Genomic DNA, 15,085 nt, shown 5'->3' with positions numbered 1-15,085 from the left:
ATGAACAGGAGTTACACCATGAAATTCAACTTGAAAGCGCTACCCTTAGCTATTTCTGTTGCAATTCTTCCTGCCTATGTTGCAGCTGAAGAAACAAGTGAAGAGAAAATTGCCAAGCTTGAACAACAAGTGCAATCACTTCAAGCAAGTCAAAATGCAAGCTTAACAGAACGTTTTAGCTTCAACGGCTTCATGACTGGTGCATATATCAGCTCTGACAATAACACTGGTTATGCAGGTGCTACTACCTCTGCTAACTTCGATGACGGCAGCAAGTTTGGTCTTCAAGGTACCTTTGCCATTACAGATCAAACTCAAGCCGTAATGCAGCTTATGATGAAAGGCAGCAACGATTGGGAAGTAGAAGCTGAATGGGCTTATATCTCACACCGTTTTGAAAATGGCCTTCAAGCTCGTGCCGGTAAACTTCGTGTACCTTTATTTATGTACTCTGATTACTTAGACGTGGGTTACGCACAACCATTCGTACGCCCACCTTCTGAAGTTTATGACGCAGTGCCATTCACCTCTTACACTGGTGGTGACGCAAGTTACGATGTTGAATTTGATGACTCAACGCTTACATTCCAAGCTTTTGGCGGTCAATCTGAAGAAAGAGGGATTGATATTGGTAATGTAATAGGTGCTAACGTTAACTGGACAGATTTAACCTGGACATTCCGCGCAGTTTACGGGCAAGCAACGCTTGATGGAACTGTGACTCGTCAAACAAATGTTCCAATTGGAAATGACCCAAGCACAGGTTTACCGCTTGAGTCTGAAGTAAATGTAAACATTCTAGAAATCGATGATGCTAAAGGCACTTTCGTTGGTTTTGGTGGTAGTTTTGATAATGGCTCTTTGTTAGCCATTGCTGAATGGACTCGTATCGAAACTGATGAAGAGTACCCAGATTCTGACGCAGGTTATTTAACTCTAGGTTACCGTATCAATGCATTTACACCTTATGTGACTGCATCTTACTACGAAACAAAAGACAATGATGTCCGAACTAACCCAGTACATGCTGCAATTTTTAACGGCGAACGCACTGCCTACAGTGCTGGTGTTCGTTGGGATGCAATGGATAACTTAGCGCTTAAGTTTGATGTAACACATGCCACTGACTTCGGTGACACCTCTGGCGGTTTTGATACCAACATAGCCCAAGAGTTTGATGACACTACAGTTTACACAGTTCAGTTCGACGTTGTATTTTAAGGAGCGATAAAATGAAAAAAGTCCTATCTATTTTAGCGCTTAGCGTGTGTTCAGTTATGTCAGCACAAGCAGCGGTTGTCGTCATTGGTGCACCTGGTGCGGCAGATATTAGCGCATCAGATGCTAAAAAATTATTCTTAGGTAAAGGTTCTAAATCTGCTGTGGTTTATGAACTTGCTGAAGGTAATGCAACACGTTCAGAGTTTCATGGTGCTGTCACAGGCAAATCAGACTCTCAACTTAAAGCATTTTGGTCAAAGCAAGTTTTTACTGGTAAAGGTAACCCGCCAGCAACAGTATCTAATGCTGCGGCGATGAAATCAGCAGTAGCTTCAAACCCTAATGCGATTGGCTACATTGATGAAGCTGATGTCGATGGCAGCGTAAAAGTGATTTTAAAGCCATAAAAACGACTTAACACCATAGTCTTAAATTAAGTTTTAGTGATTGTGTTTTAAGTATTTTATACTCCCCCCTTCAATTGGAATGCTAAAGGGATCTGATAAACATCAGGTCCCTTTATTTTTTGTTACAAACTAAAACAAGATTGCGACCAAAACTTGATAAACTATTCACAAATCATAATGCAATAATGATAAACAGAAGCTTAAACCGACCATTCGATTAAAAGCTCATTTTTAACCATTCTTATGCAAACAGGGAAATAACTATGAAGGGATTAACCCTCAAACCGCTTGTTTCAGCTATGGCACTCACAGTCATGTTAAGTGCTTGTGCCAATGACAATGTACAAACAAACACGACACAAGCACCAAATGTCGTGGCTAGCAACATCATCGAGCAAAATGCTAATAACCCATTCTTTAAACCATACGGTACTTTTATGGAAATCCCTGATTTCGATAAAATAAAAGATGAACATTATTTACCGGGCTTTAAAGCAGGTATCGCTGCTCAAAAAGCAGAAATAGCGGCCATTGTTGCGAACCCAGAAAAACCAACATTTGAAAATACCATCGAAGCAATGGAGTTTTCAGGTGAATTGGTGACAAAAGTAGCCAGTGTTTTTTATAACTTAACTGGCGCGCATACAAACCCAGCGATTCAAGAAATTTCAAAAGAAGTGTCGCCAATGCTATCAGCAGCAAGCGATGACATTTTATTAAATGATGAGTTGTTTAAGCGTGTTAAAGCCGTTTATTTACAAAAAGACAGCTTAAACCTCAATACAGCTAAAACTAAATTGCTTGAAGACACCTACAAACGTTTTACCCGTGGTGGTGCTAACTTATCAGCTGAAGACAAAGCCACATTACGCTCACTAAACGAGCAAATTGGTAAGCTTAATCTTGAGTTTGGCGATAACTTATTAGCTGAAACCAATGCTTTTGAGCTAGTTATTGATAACAAGGCTGATTTAGCAGGTTTACCACAAGATATTATTGATAGTGCTGCAGCGACTGCCACTAAACGTGGTCATGATGGTAAATGGGTTTTCACAACGCAACGCCCTTCTATCACACCATTTTTAACCTATGCAGAAAATCGCGAACTGCGTGAAACAATATTTAAAGGTTATATCGAACGCGCTAATAACGACAACGCGAATGACAACAAAAAAACCTTAGCGAAAATTGCTTCATTACGTGCAGAAAAAGCTGAATTAATGGGTTACAAAACCCACGCTGATTTTGTATTAGAAGAGCGCACAGCTAAAACACCTGAAAATGTATATGGATTATTAGACAAAGTTTGGCCTGCAGCACTTGCTCAAGCAAATGCTGAAGTTGTCGAAATGCAAAAGCTAATTGACTCACAAGGTGGCGACTTCAAATTAGAAGCATGGGATTGGTGGTATTACTCTGATCAAATCCGTGTTGCTAAATACAGCTTCAATGAGCAACAAACTCGTCCATACTTCTCACTTGAAACAACATTAGATGGCGTATTTTATACTGCTAACCGTCTATTTGGCATCACAGTTAAAGAACGTACTGATTTACCCAAATATCACCCAGATGTTAGAACATGGGAAGTCTATGATAAAGATGGTTCATTCTTAGCTGTATTTATGGGTGATTACTACGTACGTGACAGTAAACGTGGTGGCGCTTGGATGAACTCATACCGCCAGCAATACAACATGAATGGCGTTGAATCAAAGCCTATCATTGTAAACGTATTGAACTACCCTCGCCCAACGGGTGATGAGCCAGCACTGCTGACATTTGACGAAGCAAGCACCTTATTCCACGAGTTCGGCCATGCACTACACGGGATTTTGTCTGACGTAGAATATCGCTCACAAGCTGGTACATCAGTACCACGTGACTATGTTGAATTCCCATCACAAGTCATGGAAAACTGGATGACCCAACCTGAAGTATTAGCGCAATTTGCTAAGCACTATCAAACAGGCGAAGTTATCCCGCAAGAATTAGTCAAAAAAATCCAAGCAGCAAGTAAATTTAACCAAGGTTTTGCGACAGTTGAATATATGGCAGCAACAAAACTGGATTTAGATTGGCACACATTAACTGATAACACTGTACGTGATGCAGCAAAATTTGAAGCTGAATCATTAGCTAATATGGGGCTGATTAAAGAAATTGCACCACGTTACCGTAGTACGTATTTCTCGCACATTTTCGCGGGCGGCTACTCAGCGGGTTACTACAGTTACCTTTGGTCAGATATCTTAGGCGCAGATGCATTTGAAGCGTTTAAAGAAAATGGTATTTTCGACCCAGCAACGGCACAAGCCTTCAGAGATAATATTCTGTCTAAAGGTGGTAGCGCCGATCCTATGCAACTTTACCGTCAATTCCGTGGTAAAGATGCGGGTATTGAGCCATTGTTAAGAAGCCGTGGCTTATTAGAAGATAAGTAATTTATCTCAACCTTTAAAAGGCGCTTCGGCGCCTTTTTTATTGTCTTAATTATTTTTCTTTTATCCCTGCCCTACAATATTAAACTCTGTAAGCCATTAAAATTCCGAGTATTAACTTAGTAAAATAGACGTTCCTATTTTCAATCGAGATAGTTAATTTTATTTTGGCTAAATTATCATTCTGTAATTAACTTTGTATATAATTCCTTGCGATTAATAAAAACAAAAATGAAATTAATCAACATAATAAGAGCACTAAAAGTATGCTCTGGGGTCAAGTAAGAGAGAAACTATGTTAGAAAAAAACTTTTTAGCCGTTGTTATCGCTAGCTCACTAACGCTGGGTGGATGCAACTCATCTGATGAAATTAAATCAGCTGTAGCAGTCGAATTGCGCATCATGGAAACCAGTGATCTCCATGCCAATATCATGGATTACAATTATTATACGAGCCGAGTCGATAACACCATTGGCTTAGCAAGAACCGCTTCCCTGATAAAACAAGCACGCCTTGAAGTTAAAAACAGTGTGTTAGTCGATAACGGTGACTTACTCCAAGGCAGCCCTATGGGGGATTATATTGCGCATACTTTCCAAGCAAATAATCAACTAATCGATACTCACCCAGCTTATAAAGCCATGAATACTCTCGACTATGCTGTGGGTAATATTGGTAATCATGAGTTTAACTATGGTTTAGACTTTTTAGATCAAGCAACAGCAGCAGCCAACTTTCCTTATATAAGCGCCAATGTTTATTGTGAGATTGATAATTGCTTTAGAGACGTCAAAGCTGGTGAACCTTTATTTAAGCCTTATATCATTACAGAACAGGAAGTTATTGATAATCAGGGCGCTAAGCACACCATCAAAATAGGCTACATAGGTTTTGTACCACCACAAATTAAAGTATGGGATAAACAAAATTTAGACGGTAAAGTTATCGCTAAAGGTATTGTCGAATCAGCAGAACGTTACGTACCTAAAATGAAAGCTCAAGGCGCAGACGTCATTATCGCGATTCCACACTCAGGCATTGGCTCATCAGAAAATCCAGGTAACATGAATGCTGAAAACGCCACTTGGGCATTAACCACGGTTGCAGGCATTGATGCCATCATGTTTGGTCACAGCCACTCTGTTTTCCCAAGTGCACAGTTTTCTGATGTCGCTAAAGTCAATATTGAAACAGGCACGATTAATGGTGTCGCCGCTGTGATGCCAGGCCGTTGGGGAGATAATTTAGGTATTATCGATTTAACATTACGCCAAGAGGAAGGTAAATGGCGAGTATCCAACAGCTTGTCACAGGCTCGCCCTATTTTTATAAAAGAGACCGATAAAGTAGCAGGGTTCTCTGTCAATCCAGACAAAGAGATCCATACAAAGGTTGCTTCAGACCATCAAGCCACACTCGACTATGTTAATGCCCCAATAGGCAAATCATCTGCGGATATGTATAGCTTCCTATCTTTAGTGCAAGACGATCCTACCGTACAAATTGTGTCGAACGCTCAGATAGATGCAGTCACTAAAGCCGCAGCAAAAATTGATACATTAAAACACCTTCCTGTTTTATCCGCAGCTGCGCCATTTAAAGCCGGCGGGCGTCATCGTACAAGTTCTGATGCTGACAGTTATGTACAAGTGGCAGCGGGAGAATTGTCATACAAAAATGCTGCCGACTTATACCTTTATCCCAATACCCTAGTTGCGGTAAAAGTAACAGGTAAACAAGTTAAAGATTGGTTAGAGTGTAGTGCAAATCAGTTCAATCAAATTGATCCAAATTCTGCAGCAAGTCAAAGTTTAATTAATTGGGGAACTCATCGAACATATAACTTTGATGTCATTGATGGCGTTAACTACAAAATTGATGTGACTCAGCCTAATAAATTTGACGGTGATTGCGCTGTGGTCAATGCTGATGCAAATCGAATTGTTGAGTTAAGTTACACAGATGATTCTGGCACTATTTTTAAAGGCGAAGAGTTTGCAAATAAGAGCTTTCTTATTGCGACCAATAACTTTCGAGCATTTGGTAATAAATTTGCCGGTACTGGCGCTGATTATATCGCGATGGAATTACCAGATACTAACAGAGAAGCCTTAACTCAATACATTACACAATTGTCAGAGCTCAATGGTGAAGTGGATCCTAGCGCTAATAATAACTGGCAATTCAAAACAATTGAATCAAACACTAAGCTTGATATTCGTTTTGAAACGCAGGACTCACCGTTAGCAGATGCATTTATTAAACTGAACCAACAGCGTCCTATGACCAAACTTGAAGCTGATAATATAGTTTCTGGTTTCGCGATTTATAGTATCGACTTAAGTAACGACTTAAGTAACGACTTAAATTAATGCGTCAGTAATGTGTCAATAATACTTGATGAAATGTTGGTAAAGATTGACAAAAAGAAGTGCTTAATCAATTAGGTACATATAGTGTTCAAACAAATACTTTTTGAGTACCTATGTGGTATTTAAGCACGACTCAATACTAAAACAGCCCATGATAAACCTACTGGCTGACGACAATGCTCCTATACCTCAGGGGCATTGCCATCAACCCTATTCCTATTACTTCATCACTCAAACGCCGTCTCCTTAATTAACACCAACTGCGATTAATATAGTAATTAAGCGATCGCTCAAGTTTAAAGCACTACAACAACGCTTAATAAATATCGAAAACTTCAACTGTTAACACAATTACAGCTTAAATAACTTATCTTTACATTATCGTTCCTAGATCACAACACAGTGATTTATTTTAAATACAATCTACATTGATTAATTTACATTTCATCTCTGTAAATTGCTCACAACAATATGGAGCACAAAAAATAATAAGCTCCGGGGTCAGAAAAAAGCGTTTAAAAGAGAGACTATTATGTTGAACAAAAAGCTTTTAGCAGTTGTTATTACGGGTGCGTTAGGTATTACTGGTTGTAGCTCATCAGATGACGATGTTAAAACCATTGAAGTTGATTTGCGTATCATGGAAACCAGCGATATCCATGCCAATATCATGGATTATAATTACTATAGTGGTCAAACCGATAAAACTATTGGTTTAGCCCGCACTGCAGCATTAATTCATGAAGCACGTGCAGAAGTCAGTAATAGTGTGTTAGTCGATAATGGTGATTTACTTCAAGGCAGCCCTATGGGCGATTATATTGCTCATGAATTTAAATCGACTAACCAATTAGCCGATACTCACCCAGCTTACAAAGCAATGAATACCCTAAATTATGAAGTGGGTAACATTGGTAATCATGAGTTTAACTACGGTTTAGAATTTTTAGATCAAGCAACAGCAGAATCAAACTTTCCTTATATCAGTGCCAACGTCTATTGTGAAGTTGATGATTGCTTCAGAGAAGTTAAAGCAGGTGAACCATTGTTTGAGCCCTTCATCATAAAAGATCAGCTTGTCGTTGATAAAAATGGTGACGAGCATACGATTCAAATTGGTTACATTGGATTCGTTCCGCCACAAATAAAAATTTGGGACAAACAAAACCTTGACGGCAAAGTCGTTGCACGCGGCATAGTTGAATCAGCAGAGCGTTACGTACCTCAAATGAAGGCCGCTGGAGCAGACGTTATTATCGCGATTCCACATTCAGGCATTGGCTCATCAGAAAACCCAAGTGACATGAATGCAGAAAACGCAACGTGGGCATTAACGACTGTTGAAGGTATTGATGCCATCATGTTTGGCCACAGTCACTCCGTTTTTCCAAGCTCCCAATTTGCTGATGTTGAAAATGTTGATTTAGATAAAGGCACCATTAATGGTGTTGCGGCAGTCATGCCTGGCCGTTGGGGAGATAATTTAGGTGTAGTCGATTTAACGCTAACACAAGAAGATGGTGCTTGGACTGTAGTTAACAGCCAATCGGATGCTCGCCCAATTTTTATAAAAGCGACTGATACGACTGAAGAATTTGCTGTTGAGCCTGATGCAGATATTCACGCTATGGTTGAAATTGAACATAACGCCACCCTTGATTATGTGAATGCGCCAATCGGTAAATCATCTACCGACATGTACAGCTTCCTCTCGCTTGTTCAAGATGATCCAACCGTGCAAATCGTATCAAATGCCCAAATTGATGCTGTAGCAGAAGCAGCCTCAAAGGTTGATGCACTAAAAGGCATTCCAGTTTTATCAGCGTCTGCTCCATTTAAAGCAGGCGGTCGACATAGCACTACATCTGATGCTGATAGTTATGTGCAAGTCCCTGCTGGAGACTTAACTTATAAGAATGCTGCAGATCTTTATCTTTATCCAAATACCATGGTCGCAGTTAAAGTGACAGGTGCTGAAGTTAAAGATTGGCTTGAATGCAGTGCGAATCAATTTAATCAAATTGATCCTACTTCAACTGCCGCTCAAAACTTAATTAATTGGGATACTCATAGAACATATAACTATGATGTCATTGATGGTGTAAGTTATAAAATTGACGTCACTCAGCCTAATAAATTTGACGGTGATTGCGCTGTAGCCAATGCTGATGCAAGTCGTATTGTTGATTTAAGCTATACAGACTCCGATGGCACGACATTTACAGGCGATGAACTAGCAAGCAAAGAATTTATTATTGCTTCGAATAACTACCGTGCATTTGGTGGTAAATTTGCAGGTACGGGCGCTGAGTTTGTTGTAATGGAACTACCAGATACTAACCGCGAAGCGTTAGCTCAATATATTTCGGAAGAGTCAGAAGCCAATGGTGAAGTAGACCCAAGTGCTGACAACAACTGGGACTTTGTGACAATCGACACGAGTACTAAACTCGATATACGTTTTGAAACTCAAGACAGTGAAACCGCTGATAAGTTTGTTGAAGACTATCAAGTGCGTCCAATGACAAAACGCACAGACTTAACTGATGAGTTTGGATTCGCCATTTATAATATTGATTTGCAAAACTAATACTAAACGCTTGATTCATTTAGTATTGGAGTAAATATTAAAAGGCGCTAATAAGCGCCTTTTTTATTGCCATCTAGCTTAGCTAGTCATCTAGCTCAAATAATTTTGCCATTCGTTTAATTTGACTTAATGGGACTTGATGGCTGTTTCTTTCAACGCACAACTCTTGGTGCTTATAATCTTTAGGCTCACCAATGAGCACAACTCGAACTCGATAACCTAATGACTTAGCTGCAGCCTCATAAGCCATATATTCCCATTTTGCTACGTTGGTATTATCACAAATGACTAATGGTTCATTATTAGCCATTGCATTGATAAATGCGGTTAAATTAGCTTGATGGTACTGACTAAGCATCTTGGAATTAAATTGGTACTTACCCTGTTTTTCGAAATAACTGTCAGTGGAAAAATAACCATGTTGTTTTACATGCAACGCTTGCTCAATACCGAGCTGCTTAAGGTAATCATTCACCCAAAAAGATTTCCCGCTGCCAGGTAACCCTCGCATAATGATGGCAAGTTTAGCTTGCAGCTTCATAATCTCTCTCTATTTTTACTAAGAAATACCACACCTTCAAGATTATCTATCTTGAATAACATTATGCGGAAATAGCATTCGTTAGTTGCTCAGTAAACGTCTGATTACCCACAGTTTCACCAGATAAAATCGACTCAACTAATTGAGGAACAATATCTCCTGCTTTACCTGTGAAATGATATTGAAATTGACTGTGTCTGTCTGCTTCAACCAAGTTTACTTCAACAGTCTGTGCCCCATGGTGATTAGCACTATCTACAAAACCTGCAGCAGGATAAACAGTACCAGAAGTACCAATTGCGATAAATAAGTCGCAGTTATCCAGTGCATCATGAATTCTATCCATGCCAAAAGGCATTTCACCAAACCAAACAATATGTGGACGTAATCGTTTAGCAGGGATACAACAAGTACAGCAATTGTCTTCACTAAACGGTTCACGTAAAACGAAGGTTTGTAATGATTGTGGGCAACGACCTTTCGACAACTCGCCATGCATATGTAACAAACGCTTTGAACCCGCACGTTCGTGTAAATCATCGACATTTTGAGTAATAACTAATAACTTACCAGGAAACTCAGCTTCTAGTTTCGCTAATGCTTCATGGGCTGCATTGGGTTGCACCTCACCACTATGGAGGTTTTCCCAGCGACTATTATAAAATCTTTCAACTAAATCAACATCCCGAGCATAACCTTCAGGCGTAGCCACATCTTCGATATGATGCTGTTCCCATAACCCATCTTGATCGCGAAAGGTCTTAATCCCAGACTCAGCTGAAATACCTGCGCCGGTTAAGACAACAATCTGCTGATACATACTGATTTCCTTATTTTTATTATATTAAGCCAGTTGTCGATACCATAACATCTAGCCCCTATCTTCGTCTTTATCTTCGAGACTAACCCTAAAACCCAACAAGTCACCTCTATAAGCTTAATAGTGATATAAATAGCTAATACTCTCAATAATCCCTTAGTATAAGTAAGACTATTGTCCATTTATTAACTTAACAGATTGTTTTATTGAGATGATGAAAGAAAATTCACTGTTAAATGCCGATAAACCTCGATGAAAGGTTCCAGTTTGGTATTACACCACATATAATGATCTTAACTATCCACGGACGAACCTTTAAGGTTCTGCAATCAAGAGATTAGCGATGACAGATGGAAATCAAGCACTCAAAAAAGCGGGATTAAAAATTACCCTCCCACGAGTCAAAATTCTAGAATTGATGCAAGCCCCTGAAAACCAACATATCAGTGCTGAAGATTTATACAAAAAATTACTCGATATTGGGGAAGAAATCGGCTTGGCAACTGTCTACCGTGTATTAAACCAATTTGACGATGCTGGTATTCTAAACCGTCACCACTTTGAAAGTGGTAAGGCCGTTTTTGAAATGTCGACTCAAAAGCATCATGATCACTTAGTTTGCTTAACCTGTGACAAGGTTATTGAATTCTCTGATGAAGTAATTGAGCGCCGTCAAGATGAAATCGCTATGCGTCATAATATTAAGCTGACTCATCACAGTTTATATCTATATGGTCACTGCACTAATGATGAGTGTGATCACGCAGACGAATAGCTTTATTGTTTTAGTTAATTAACTTTAACAAATAAAAAGCCAGCATTTAGCTGGCTTTTTTTATCATTAAATGAGTAGCTTAAAAACGGCCATTCACGCCGATACTATAAGAGAAACCATCAATATCAGAATCCAGTTCTTTAGCTGCGCTAAAGACTGCTGCGATAGTGTCTATTATTGGTAAATAGTAATCCGAGCTTAACAACCAGCTGTCGTTGCCACTCTCATCAAAATCATAAAAGTAGCTAGCTCCAACAGACCAAGAGTTTGTGATATACCAATCTGCGTCAACCATAGCAGTAGAGTGATTATCACTATAAGAACCAGCTGAGGTGAATTCTGGCATGTCAAAAATACTATCAACAGTATAATCACTATAAATATATCTACCGCTCAAAAATAGTCCTTCAGTCCAATCAAATTGAATGTAGGTATCTACACCTAAGGTAATGTTATCTTGTTCAGTATCAGACTTTCTAAACCCACCTGAGTCACTGATTTCATAGCCACCTGAACTACGAACATACTCTAGATAAAAAGAACTTGATGAGTTGAAGTAATACCCTAATGCAGCCCCATATATGTCACTGTCAAAACCAGTATCCGCTTCAAAATTAGCGTATTGCGCTTTTATAAACCACTTTGAATCAAATACATATTCTCCAGAAATATCATATTGGTCGAAATCATTACCGATACCTGAATAATGGCCGCCGATATTAGATGTTTGACCAAGGTAGTCCGCTAAAAGATATGGTTTATTGGCATCGCTAATTGGCGAAAAATGGTAACGGTAATCAACTTTGAATGTACCGTCAGAACTGCTTTCAGTTTGATCATAATAGGTAACATTACCATCATGTTGGTAATCATCTGCCATCACTGATGTAGATAACGAAGAAAATACGGTAAGAGTGGCTAAATATAAACCTTTTTGAATCATGTTTGTTCCTTGTTTAAATAACAAGAAAGAGCCATAGAAGATAATATCCATATCTTTATTCCTACATCGCAATGTTGCGATCGACTCTTTCCTTAGAGATTTTGGGGATTTTACTTCTAAGGCAAAGATAGAAAAACAATATCTATCTTTGCTTATAAGATTCGAAACTAACGAAATGTAAATAAAATTGCAATCGGATAGGTTGATGATTTATAGCATTCTTTGATACACATGCACCTTATGGCCTTTGTATTCGTTTTGTTCATACAACGACATACCATTGTTTGCTGCTACTTTTTCTGAGCCTACATTGCCATGTAAAATGAGGGCGATAACTTCTTCTATATCGAACATCGGTTTCAAAGTTTCCATCACAGCTTTGGCAGCTTCAGTACCTATCCCTTTGCCCCAATACTCAGGAAGATAACGATAACCCAGTTCCACTTTGTCGTATTCGGGAATGTATTTAGGTCCACAAAAACCTATCACTTTTTTGTCAGCTTTATGATACACCGCCCAGCGTCCAAAACCTTTATCGTTATAATCCGCTTGTATCACCTCTTTAAAAACGTGTTCAGCCTCTAATAGACTTTTTAACGGCGATTGTGGAATGTAAGTCAGCACATCAGGATTACTATTCATTAATAAAATAGCTTCTATATCGTGTTGATTAAATGGACGAATGAGTAGACGTTGTGTTTCTGCAATTACAGCGGGGATCACAGGGGTTATATGAGACACGATTATCCTTAACCTTTATTATTCTGAATTGTTGTGGGCTAACTACATGTTTAACTTTAGCAAAATAACCTTATCAAGATTTGACGATTTATCAATAACCACATAATAAAATGAATAATATTTCATCATCAACCATTTATTGCCCAACAAAAAAGGCGCCGAAGCGCCTTTTATATCACTTGCTAGTAATTACCAGCCAGTTTTTGTACGTAGTGCTTTACCGATATCAGCTAAAGAACGAACTGTGCTTACGCCAGCCGCTTCTAATGCTGCAAATTTATCTTCAGCAGTACCTTTACCACCAGCGATAATTGCGCCAGCATGACCCATACGCTTACCTTCTGGTGCAGTTACACCAGCAATGTAAGAAACAACAGGTTTAGTAACGTTAGCTTTGATGTATTCAGCTGCTTCTTCTTCAGCAGTACCACCAATTTCACCAATCATTACGATTGCTTCAGTTTGTGGATCGTTTTGGAACATTTCCAATACGTCGATGAAGTTAGTACCAGGAATTGGGTCACCACCAATACCAACACAAGTTGATTGGCCGAAACCTTCATCGGTTGTTTGCTTAACAGCTTCGTATGTTAGGGTACCAGAGCGTGAAACAATACCGACTTTACCAGGCTTATGGATGTGACCTGGCATGATACCAATCTTACACTCACCAGGAGTGATAACACCTGGACAGTTAGGACCGATCATACGAACGCCAGTTTCTTCAAGTTTAACTTTAACTTGAAGCATGTCTAACGTAGGGATACCTTCAGTGATACAAACGATTAGCTCAATGCCACCGTCAATAGCTTCAAAGATAGCATCTTTACAGAAAGGAGCTGGTACATAGATAACAGAAGCAGTAGCACCTGTTTCAGCAACAGCATCTTTAACAGTGTTAAAGACTGGAAGATCTAAATGAACTTGACCGCCTTTTCCTGGAGATACGCCACCAACCATTTTAGTACCGTAAGCAATTGCTTGCTCAGAATGGAAAGTACCTTGACCGCCAGTGAAACCTTGACAGATAACTTTAGTATCTTTGTTAATTAATACAGACATTATTTGTCCTCCGCAGCTTTAACAACTTGCTCAGCTGCGTCAGTTAGACTTGTAGCTGCAATGATATCAAGATCTGAGTTAGCTAGAACTTCACGACCTAATTCAGCGTTAGTACCTTCAAGACGAACAACAACAGGCACTTGAACACCGACTTCTTTAACTGCACCGATAATACCTTCAGCAATCATGTCACAACGTACGATGCCACCGAAAATGTTAACCAATACTGCTTTAACATTTGAATCAGAAAGAATGATTTTAAATGCTTCAGCAACACGTTCTTTAGTTGCTCCTCCGCCAACGTCTAAGAAGTTAGCTGGCTTGCCGCCGTGTAGGTTTACGATGTCCATAGTACCCATCGCTAGGCCTGCACCGTTAACCATACAACCAACGTTTCCGTCTAGTGCAACGTAGTTAAGTTCGAACTTAGCTGCGTGCGCTTCACGTGCATCATCTTGTGATGGATCATGCATTTCACGGATTTTTGGTTGACGGAATAAAGCATTACCATCGATACCAATTTTGCCATCAAGACAGTGAATATTGCCTTCGTCAGTGATAACAAGTGGATTGATTTCAAGTAAAGCGAAATCATGGTCTTCAAACATTTTTGCTAAGCCCATGAACACTTTAGTGAACTGCTTCATTTGAGTTGGGTTTAAACCTAACTTGAAGCCAAGATCACGTGCTTGGTATGGCTGAGGACCCGCTAATGGATCGATGATTGCTTTGTGAATTAACTCAGGAGTTTCTTCAGCAACAGTTTCAATCTCAACGCCACCTTCAGTTGAAGCCATGAATACAACACGACGTGTTGCACGGTCAACAACTGCACCAAGGTATAATTCGTTTGCGATATCAGTACAGCTTTCAACTAAGATTTTAGCAACCGGCTGACCTTTCTCGTCAGTTTGATAAGTGACTAAGTTCTTACCTAACCAGTTTTCAGCAAATGCTCTGATTTCTTCTTTATCGCCGGTAACTTTAACGCCACCAGCTTTACCACGGCCGCCTGCGTGTACTTGACACTTAACAACCCACATATTACCGCCAATGTGACCAGCAGCTTCTACCGCTTCTTGGGCTGTATCGCAAGCGAAGCCTTCTGAAACTGGTAAACCATATTCGGCAAATAAGGATTTTGCCTGATACTCATGCAAATTCATGATG

Annotated in this window: 12 protein-coding genes; 6 read left to right on the top strand and 6 right to left on the bottom strand. The window is 39.5% G+C overall.

The features are described 5' to 3' along the window. The first annotated feature begins 18 nt into the window (after positions 1-18). The 5 genes from QPX86_RS08900 (at position 19) to QPX86_RS08880 (ending at position 9,033) form a co-directional block, all read left to right on the top strand. Complete coding sequence (locus QPX86_RS08900) at positions 19-1,221, top strand: outer membrane protein (protein WP_220754201.1); 1,203 nt, start codon at positions 19-21, stop codon at positions 1,219-1,221. An 11-nt stretch (positions 1,222-1,232) separates the two neighbouring features. Beyond that, on the top strand, positions 1,233-1,628 hold the full coding sequence (locus QPX86_RS08895) for a type 2 periplasmic-binding domain-containing protein (protein ID WP_285164960.1): 396 nt from the start codon (positions 1,233-1,235) through the stop codon (positions 1,626-1,628). Between the two features lie 263 nt (positions 1,629-1,891). Continuing rightward, positions 1,892-4,072, top strand: a complete 2,181-nt coding sequence (locus QPX86_RS08890) for a M3 family metallopeptidase (protein ID WP_285164959.1) — start codon at positions 1,892-1,894, stop codon at positions 4,070-4,072. Between the two features lie 292 nt (positions 4,073-4,364). Next, positions 4,365-6,443: a bifunctional 2',3'-cyclic-nucleotide 2'-phosphodiesterase/3'-nucleotidase gene (locus QPX86_RS08885; RefSeq protein WP_285164958.1), complete on the top strand. Its 2,079-nt coding sequence runs from the start codon at positions 4,365-4,367 to the stop codon at positions 6,441-6,443. A 532-nt stretch (positions 6,444-6,975) separates the two neighbouring features. Next, positions 6,976-9,033 carry a bifunctional 2',3'-cyclic-nucleotide 2'-phosphodiesterase/3'-nucleotidase gene (locus QPX86_RS08880; RefSeq protein WP_285164957.1) on the top strand — a complete coding sequence of 686 codons (2,058 nt, stop codon included), beginning with the start codon at positions 6,976-6,978 and terminating at the stop codon, positions 9,031-9,033. Positions 9,034-9,115: 82 nt separating this feature from the next. On the opposite strand, the gene QPX86_RS08875 is transcribed toward QPX86_RS08880, so the two are convergent. Beyond that, complete coding sequence (locus tag QPX86_RS08875) at positions 9,116-9,568, bottom strand: ATP-binding protein (RefSeq protein WP_285165155.1); 453 nt, start codon at positions 9,566-9,568, stop codon at positions 9,116-9,118. A 67-nt stretch (positions 9,569-9,635) separates the two neighbouring features. Next, positions 9,636-10,394: a Sir2 family NAD+-dependent deacetylase gene (cobB, locus tag QPX86_RS08870; protein ID WP_220754206.1), complete on the bottom strand. Its 759-nt coding sequence runs from the start codon at positions 10,392-10,394 to the stop codon at positions 9,636-9,638. A gap of 343 nt (positions 10,395-10,737) precedes the next feature. On the opposite strand from cobB, the gene fur reads away from it, so the two are divergent. Continuing rightward, positions 10,738-11,169, top strand: coding sequence for a ferric iron uptake transcriptional regulator (gene fur / locus QPX86_RS08865; protein ID WP_220754207.1), 432 nt, complete (start codon positions 10,738-10,740; stop codon positions 11,167-11,169). 79 nt (positions 11,170-11,248) lie between these two features. On the opposite strand, the gene QPX86_RS08860 is transcribed toward fur, so the two are convergent. The 4 genes from QPX86_RS08860 to sucC form a co-directional block, all read right to left on the bottom strand. Then, positions 11,249-12,163, bottom strand: a complete 915-nt coding sequence (locus tag QPX86_RS08860) for a putative porin (RefSeq protein WP_285164956.1) — start codon at positions 12,161-12,163, stop codon at positions 11,249-11,251. 159 nt (positions 12,164-12,322) lie between these two features. Further along, positions 12,323-12,853, bottom strand: a complete 531-nt coding sequence (locus tag QPX86_RS08855; protein WP_285164955.1) for a GNAT family N-acetyltransferase — start codon at positions 12,851-12,853, stop codon at positions 12,323-12,325. 189 nt (positions 12,854-13,042) lie between these two features. Beyond that, positions 13,043-13,915 (bottom strand): succinate--CoA ligase subunit alpha, encoded by an 873-nt coding sequence (gene sucD, locus QPX86_RS08850; RefSeq protein ID WP_220754209.1) that lies wholly within the window; start codon positions 13,913-13,915, stop codon positions 13,043-13,045. After that, positions 13,915-15,081, bottom strand: coding sequence for an ADP-forming succinate--CoA ligase subunit beta (gene sucC, locus QPX86_RS08845; RefSeq protein WP_220754210.1), 1,167 nt, complete (start codon positions 15,079-15,081; stop codon positions 13,915-13,917). Before sucC ends, sucD begins: the two co-directional genes overlap by 1 nt. Positions 15,082-15,085 lie beyond the last annotated feature (4 nt).

The organism is Shewanella goraebulensis, assembly GCF_030252245.1.
Taxonomy (GTDB): domain Bacteria; phylum Pseudomonadota; class Gammaproteobacteria; order Enterobacterales; family Shewanellaceae; genus Shewanella; species Shewanella goraebulensis.
The sequence above is the reverse complement of the archived record's forward strand: the minus strand, read 5'-3'. Positions and strand labels throughout refer to the sequence as shown.